The 6,208-nt window shown below is 70.6% G+C and carries 6 protein-coding genes; 3 read left to right on the top strand and 3 right to left on the bottom strand.

What is annotated here, in order from left to right; translation table 11 throughout:
* Nucleotides 1–159: 159 nt before the first annotated feature.
* The 3 genes from AC5RUW_RS14985 to AC5RUW_RS14975 form a co-directional block, all read right to left on the bottom strand.
* Entirely contained in the window at nucleotides 160–936 is a 777-nt protein-coding gene (locus tag AC5RUW_RS14985) for an MBL fold metallo-hydrolase (protein ID WP_494161413.1), read from the bottom strand.
* A 7-nt stretch (nucleotides 937–943) separates the two neighbouring features.
* Nucleotides 944–2,050, bottom strand: coding sequence for a branched-chain amino acid aminotransferase (locus tag AC5RUW_RS14980; protein WP_494161412.1), 1,107 nt, complete (start codon nucleotides 2,048–2,050; stop codon nucleotides 944–946).
* A 62-nt stretch (nucleotides 2,051–2,112) separates the two neighbouring features.
* Entirely contained in the window at nucleotides 2,113–3,177 is a 1,065-nt protein-coding gene (locus AC5RUW_RS14975) for a 3-isopropylmalate dehydrogenase (RefSeq protein ID WP_494161411.1), read from the bottom strand.
* A gap of 181 nt (nucleotides 3,178–3,358) precedes the next feature.
* Here AC5RUW_RS14975 and AC5RUW_RS14970 point away from each other — a divergent pair, with 181 nt between their 5' ends.
* The 3 genes from AC5RUW_RS14970 to AC5RUW_RS14960 all read left to right on the top strand — a co-directional run bounded on the left by AC5RUW_RS14970 (nucleotide 3,359) and on the right by AC5RUW_RS14960 (nucleotide 6,207).
* Nucleotides 3,359–4,573: a sensor histidine kinase gene (locus AC5RUW_RS14970; protein ID WP_494161410.1), complete on the top strand. Its 1,215-nt coding sequence runs from the start codon at nucleotides 3,359–3,361 to the stop codon at nucleotides 4,571–4,573.
* 4 nt (nucleotides 4,574–4,577) lie between these two features.
* Nucleotides 4,578–5,273 carry a response regulator gene (locus AC5RUW_RS14965; RefSeq protein WP_494161409.1) on the top strand — a complete coding sequence of 232 codons (696 nt, stop codon included), beginning with the start codon at nucleotides 4,578–4,580 and terminating at the stop codon, nucleotides 5,271–5,273.
* Nucleotides 5,274–5,436: 163 nt separating this feature from the next.
* Nucleotides 5,437–6,207, top strand: a complete 771-nt coding sequence (locus AC5RUW_RS14960; RefSeq protein ID WP_494161408.1) for an ABC transporter ATP-binding protein — start codon at nucleotides 5,437–5,439, stop codon at nucleotides 6,205–6,207.
* Nucleotide 6,208: the final 1 nt, after the last annotated feature.

The following is a 6,208-nucleotide window of genomic DNA, read 5'->3' as shown; positions in this document are numbered from 1 at the left end:
GCAAAGCCACCCGGAATTCTCATCCGATCAGTTGTGAAGGGGATCGTCGCTCCGCTCTCCGGCGGGCAACAGATTCAACTATACGCACCCGGCCACCTCACCGCAACTCGACTGGATGTGATCCCGGTCAAACGGCCGAGGGCCGCGTCCTGCCGGAAGTTACCGGCTGCGCAGGTACTCCAGCTGGGCGGCCACCGAAAGTTCGGCGGCGGCGCGGACATTGGCCGGCACGTCCGCGTACACCAGGTCCGCGACCTGTTCCGCGGTGGCGTCGGCACCGGCATGCTCCAGCGCCGCCCGGATCTGCGCCAGCCGCTCGGTCCGGTGGTCCCGATAGGTCAGGACCACCGAGGAGAGGTTGGGCAGCACGGGCCCGTGGGCGGGCAGCACCGTGGCGGGCCCGAGCCGGTCCAGCACGTCCAGTGAACGCAGGTAGTCCGCGAGGGTCCCGTCGGGCCAGTCGAGCACGGTGGTGCCGCGGCCGAGGATGGTGTCCCCAGTGAGCACGGCGCCGGCCGGACCGTCGTCGGGCAGGAGGAAGCACACCGAATCGGAGGTGTGTCCCGGCGTCGCGACGACCCGGATTCGCACTCCCCCGGCGGTGATCTCCTCGCCGTCGGCCAGCGGTTTTCCGTTGACGCAGTACTCCGGGTCCAGGGCGCGGACCGGCGCTCCGGTCAGTTCGGCGAAGCGGACGCTGCCCTCGGTGTGGTCCGGATGCCGGTGCGTGATCAGCACCAGCTCGACGCTGCCGGCCGAGGCCAGCGCCTGCAGGTGCCCTTCATCGGCCGGGCCCGGATCCACCACCACCAGGCCCTGCGCTCCGGGCGCCGACAGCAGGTAGCTGTTGGTCCCGTCGAGGCTCATCGGTCCGGGGTTGGGCGCGAGCAGGAAGCTGGTCAGCTCCGAGCTGCGGACGGGGGCGGGCGCCGGCATCTGCATGCTAGGCCAGGCGGGTGAGCCAGCCGTGGGTGTCCTCCACGGTGCCGGTCTGGATGCCGAGCAGCTGCCCGCGGATGGACATGGTGACTTCTCCGGCGGCGGCGTCGGGCGAACCGACCGTGAAGTCCTCGGACTTCAGCTCGCCGATCGGGGTGATCACCGCTGCGGTGCCGCAGGCGAACACTTCGGTGATCTCTCCGGAGGCGACGCCGTCGCGCCACTCATCCAGGGTGATCTTCCGTTCCTGCACGTCCATGCCCCGGTCGCGGCCGAGCTGCAGGACCGAGGACCGTGTGATGCCGTGCAGGATGGTGCCGGACAGGGCCGGGGTCACCAGGCGCCCGTCCTTGAAGACGAAGAATACGTTCATGCCGCCGAGCTCCTCGACGGCGTTGTCGTTCGCCTCGTCCAGGAACAGGACCTGCTTGCAGCCGTGCGCTTCCCCCTCCATCTGGGCAACGAGCGACGCCGCGTAGTTGCCGCCGCACTTGGCCTCGCCGGTGCCGCCGCGCCCGGCACGGGCGTACCGGGTGGACAGCCAGATGGACACGGGCTTCAGTTCGCCGCCGAAGTAGTTGCCGGCCGGCGAGGCGATGACGCGGTAGGAGACCTCCCGTGCCGGCCGCACGCCCAGGAACGCCTCGGTGGCGATCATGAACGGCCGCAGGTAGAGCGCCTCGCCGTCTCCGGTGGGCACCCAGTCCCGGTCCACCTCCACCAGCTGGCGCAGCGAGTCCAGGAACAGCTCCTCGGGCAGCTCGGGCAGGGCCAGCCGACGGGCGGAGGCGTTCAGCCGGGCGGCGTTGGCCTCGGGCCGGAAGCTGACGATCGAGCCGTCGGCGTGCCGGTAGGCCTTCAGGCCCTCGAAGATCTCCTGGCCGTAGTGCAGGACGGAGGCGGCCGGATCCATCGCAATCGGCCCGTACGGCTCGATCCGAGCGTCCTGCCAGCTGCCCTCGCCGCTCTCCGGCGCACGGTAGTCGACGACGGCCGTGTGGTCGGTGAAGTGGTTGCCAAAGCCCGGGTCGGCCAGGATCGCCGCCCGCTCCTGCACTGACTTCGGGTGGGCGGAGAGCTTCCTGGTGAATTCCAGAGCGCTGACAGACATGGTTCCTCCACGCCGGACGGCACGGCCGTCCGGCAATACGGCGTTGATTTGGTAGGACGAGCTTATGCCACGGCGGCGGCGATCGCATCGCCGACGGCGGCGGTGGAACGCGGTTCGCCGGTGCGTGCGGCGATGTCGGCCTCCACCGCACGGTTGACGGCGGCGGCTTCGTCGGCGAAGCCCAGATGCTCCAGCAGCAGGGCCACCGACAGGATCGCCGCGGTGGGGTCGGCCAGCTGCCGGCCCGCGATGTCGGGCGCTGAACCGTGCACCGGTTCGAACATGGACGGTGCGGTGCCGTCCATGTTGATGTTGCCCGACGCCGCCAGCCCGATGCCGCCGGTGACCGCGGCGGCGAGGTCGGTCAGGATGTCGCCGAACAGGTTGTCGGTGACGATGACGTCGAACCGGGACGGGTCGGTGACCATGAAGATGGTCGCGGCATCCACGTGGAGGTAGTCGTGGGTTACCTCCGGGAACTCCTGCGCCACCTTCTCCACGGTGCGCTTCCACAGCCGCCCGGCATGCACCAGCACGTTGTGCTTGTGCACCAGGGTCAGCTTCCGCCGCGGCCGGGCCGCGGCGCGCCGGAACGCGTCGCGCACCACCCGCTCCACGCCGTGCGCGGTGTTCAGCGACACCTCGGTGGCGATTTCGTGCGGCGTGCCTTCACGCAGCACCCCGCCGTTGCCGACATAGGGCCCCTCGGTGCCTTCGCGCACGACGACGAAGTCGACGTCGCCGGGCTCGGCCAGCGGGCTGGGCACACCCCGGTAGAGCTTGGACGGGCGCAGGTTCACGTAGTGGTCGAGGCTGAAGCGCAGCTTCAGCAGCATGTCCCGCTCGATGAGCCCCGACGGCATGCGGGTGTCGCCGGGGGCGGCGCCGACCGCGCCGAAGAGGATGGCGTCGTGGCCGCGCAGGCGCTCCAGGGTCTCATCGGTCAGCGTCTCACCGGTCTGCAGCCAGTGCTCGGCGCCGAGCCGGTAGTCGGTCAGCTCGAAGGTCGCCGCGCTGGCGGCGGTGGCACGGCGAAGGACCTTGACGGCCTCCGCGATGACTTCGGGGCCGATCCCGTCCCCGGGGATGACGGCCAGTGACACGGTGCGCGCTGCTTCTTGGCTCATATCGGCATTCTAGGAAGAGCGTCCGAATGCTGGGCAATCAGTCCATAATGCGGACGGACTGCAGGAAACACTGCGTCACGGCGTCCTGCCGGAGGTTGTTTTCCCGGGCGCGTGGGCGCGGGCTGCGGTTCATACCGCGGCATGAGGTGCGCCTGCGCCGCGCCGCCTAAAGTGGGTGTCCATGCTCGTGCACCGACGTCTCTATGCCTGGATGCAGGCGAACCACGCCAAGGTGGACCTGTGGCAGGCCCTGGCCGCCACGCTGGTCTTTGCCGGCCCCTTCCTGCTCGTGGCGATCTACGACCGCTTCGCCCTGGTCGAGTTCGCCCTCTCCGCGGCCATCTGCCTGCCCCTGGCCTGGCGCAGGACCCGCCCGGTGCACGCGGCCGCCGTCCAGGCCGCGGCGTGCATCCTGCAGCTGTTCCTCATTCCGGAGACCGCCCTGCCGGCGGACATCCTCGTGATCGCCGTCGTGCACGGTCTCGCGGCTTACGGGCCGCGCTGGGCCAGCCTCGCCGGACTGGTCCTGGCCCTGATCGGCGGGGCACTGTTCCTGCTGCGCTATTTCCTGCTCCCCGTCGTCGACCAGACGATGAACCTCGTCAACTTCATGATCGTGATGGGGATCGCCCTGGTCGCCATCGAAGCCACCGTCCTCGCCGCCTGGACCTTCGGGGACCTGGCCCGCACCCGGCGGCTGACCGTCCAGGCGCTGGAGGACCGGGCCCGCCGGCTTGAAGTGGAACGCCAGCAGGAACGTGACCTCGCGGCGGCCGACGAGCGCAGCCACATTGCCCGGGAAATGCACGACATTGTTGCCCATTCCCTGTCGGTGATCATCACCCAGGCCGACGGTGCACGGTATGCGAGCGCCGACGATCCCGAGGTTGCGCGGCAGACCCTCGGAACCATCGCGGAAACCGGCCGGGGATCGCTGCGGGAGATGCGCCGGCTGCTGGGCGTGCTGCGCGGCGACGACGACGCCTCCACCCGTCCCCTGCCCTCGCTGGCGGACCTGGACGGACTGATTGAATCCGTCCGCCGGGCAGGGCTGCAGGTCTCCCACGCCATCGACGGCGTGCCGCGCCGGGCGCTGCCCGCCGGCGCCGAGCTCACCGCCTACCGGGTGGTCCAGGAGGCCCTGACCAACGTGCTCAAGCACGCCGGGCCGTCCGCCCGCGCCGAGGTCCGGCTGGCATGGACGCTCCGGGGCCTGGAGCTGAGCGTGCACGACGACGGCCGGGGCGCCTCCGCCGCGGCCTCCTCCGACGGCGCCGGGCAGGGCATCAACGGCATGCGCGAGCGGGTGGGCCTCTACGATGGAACCGTGGCCGCCGGCCCGGCCACGGGCGGCGGCTTCCACGTGGACGCTTTCATCCCCTACACGGAGGCCTGACCCCATGCCCGAAGACGCCGGCCCCATCCGCGTCGCCCTCGTCGATGACCAGCAGCTGGTCCGCGGCGGCTTCAAGATGCTGATCAACTCCCAGCCCGACCTCGAAGTGGTGGCCGAAGCCGGGAACGGCCGGGAGGCCCTGCAGGCGCTTGCCGCGGTGCCCGCCGACGTCGTGCTGATGGATGTCCGGATGCCCGGGATGGACGGGATCGAGGCGACCACCCGCCTGCTGGGGGAAGACGGCGCGGCGGATCCCGACCGGCTGAAGGTCGTGGTCCTGACCACCTTCGACCTCGATGAGTACGCCCTCTCGGCCATCCGGGCCGGCGCCAGCGGGTTCCTGCTCAAGGACGCTCCGCCTGAGGAACTGCTCGAGGCCATCCGCACCGTCCACCGGGGAGACGCCGTGATCGCCCCGTCCACCACCCGGCGGCTGCTGGACCACGTCGCTCCCCTGCTGCGGGAGCCGGGCGCCGAAACCAGCGGCAACGCCGCGCGGGTCCAGTCCCTGACTCCCCGCGAGCGCGAAGTGTTCACGCTCATTGCCCGCGGGCTCTCCAATCCCGAGATCGCCGCGGAGCTGTTCCTCTCCGAGGCCACCGTCAAGACGCACGTGGGGCACATCCTGGCCAAGCTCGAGGCCCGCGACCGGGTCCAGGCCGTGGTTATTGCCTACGAAACCGGAATCGTCGCACCCTAGAACCCGCCCGGCCCCGCCGCCCGGACAGCGGGCCCCTGCCGGCCTGCTCCCCGGGTCCTACCGGCTGGCCGGCGGCGCTCCACCCAGGGTATGAGGCCGGGCGCCGGCGAACCGTTCCACCCTCCGATGTGCCGCCCCCTGCCCCCGCCATAGCGTTATGGGCATGACGACACTCGCACAGCACTCCGCCGCGTCCGGCGCCGGCAGGCCGGCCCGCGCGGCCGCAGCACAGAAGCTCAACAAGACCTACGGCAGCGGCGACACACGCGTCCACGCGCTCAAAGACGTGGACGTCAGCTTCGAGGCCGGCACCTTCACCGCCATCATGGGCCCCTCCGGCTCCGGCAAATCCACCCTGATGCACTGCCTCGCCGGCCTCGACAACGCCGACAACGGGCGCATCTGGATCGGCGACACCGAAATCACCGGGCTGAAGGACGCCGACCTCACCCGCCTGCGCCGGGACAGCGTGGGCTTCGTGTTCCAGTCCTTCAACCTGGTGCCTACCCTCACCGCCGAGCAGAACATCACCCTCCCGGTCTCCCTGGCCAACGGCACGGTGGACCGCGACTGGCTGGGGTACGTCACCGAAACCCTGGGGTTGACCGGACGGCTGAAGCACCGCCCGCATGAGCTCTCCGGCGGCCAGCAGCAGCGCGTGGCGGTCGCCCGCGCCCTGCTGACCCGCCCCGACGTCATCTTCGGCGATGAGCCCACCGGCAACCTCGACTCCAAGTCCGGTGCGGAGGTGCTGTCCCTGCTGCGCCGCTCCACCCGGGAACTGGGCCAGAGCATCATCATGGTCACGCACGACCCGGTGGCGGCGTCCTACTCCGACCGCGTCGTCCTGATGAACGACGGCGCGCTGGTCGGCGAGCTGGACAGCCCCACCCCGGACTCCGTCCTGGCCGCCCTGTCCACCCTGGGGGCCTGAC

The sequence above is a fragment of the Arthrobacter sp. Y3222053 genome, from assembly GCF_059092805.1.
Note: the sequence above shows the minus strand (reverse complement) of the source record. Positions and strands in the feature narration are given on the sequence as shown.

Coding starts and splice junctions, on each gene's coding strand:
- AC5RUW_RS14975 (WP_494161411.1), bottom strand. CDS start 3,177: ATGAGCCAAGAAGCAGCGCGCACCGTGTCACTGGCCGTCATCCCCGGG.
- AC5RUW_RS14970 (WP_494161410.1), top strand. CDS start 3,359: ATGCTCGTGCACCGACGTCTCTATGCCTGGATGCAGGCGAACCACGCC.
- AC5RUW_RS14985 (WP_494161413.1), bottom strand. CDS start 936: ATGCCGGCGCCCGCCCCCGTCCGCAGCTCGGAGCTGACCAGCTTCCTG.
- AC5RUW_RS14980 (WP_494161412.1), bottom strand. CDS start 2,050: ATGTCTGTCAGCGCTCTGGAATTCACCAGGAAGCTCTCCGCCCACCCG.
- AC5RUW_RS14965 (WP_494161409.1), top strand. CDS start 4,578: ATGCCCGAAGACGCCGGCCCCATCCGCGTCGCCCTCGTCGATGACCAG.
- AC5RUW_RS14960 (WP_494161408.1), top strand. CDS start 5,437: ATGACGACACTCGCACAGCACTCCGCCGCGTCCGGCGCCGGCAGGCCG.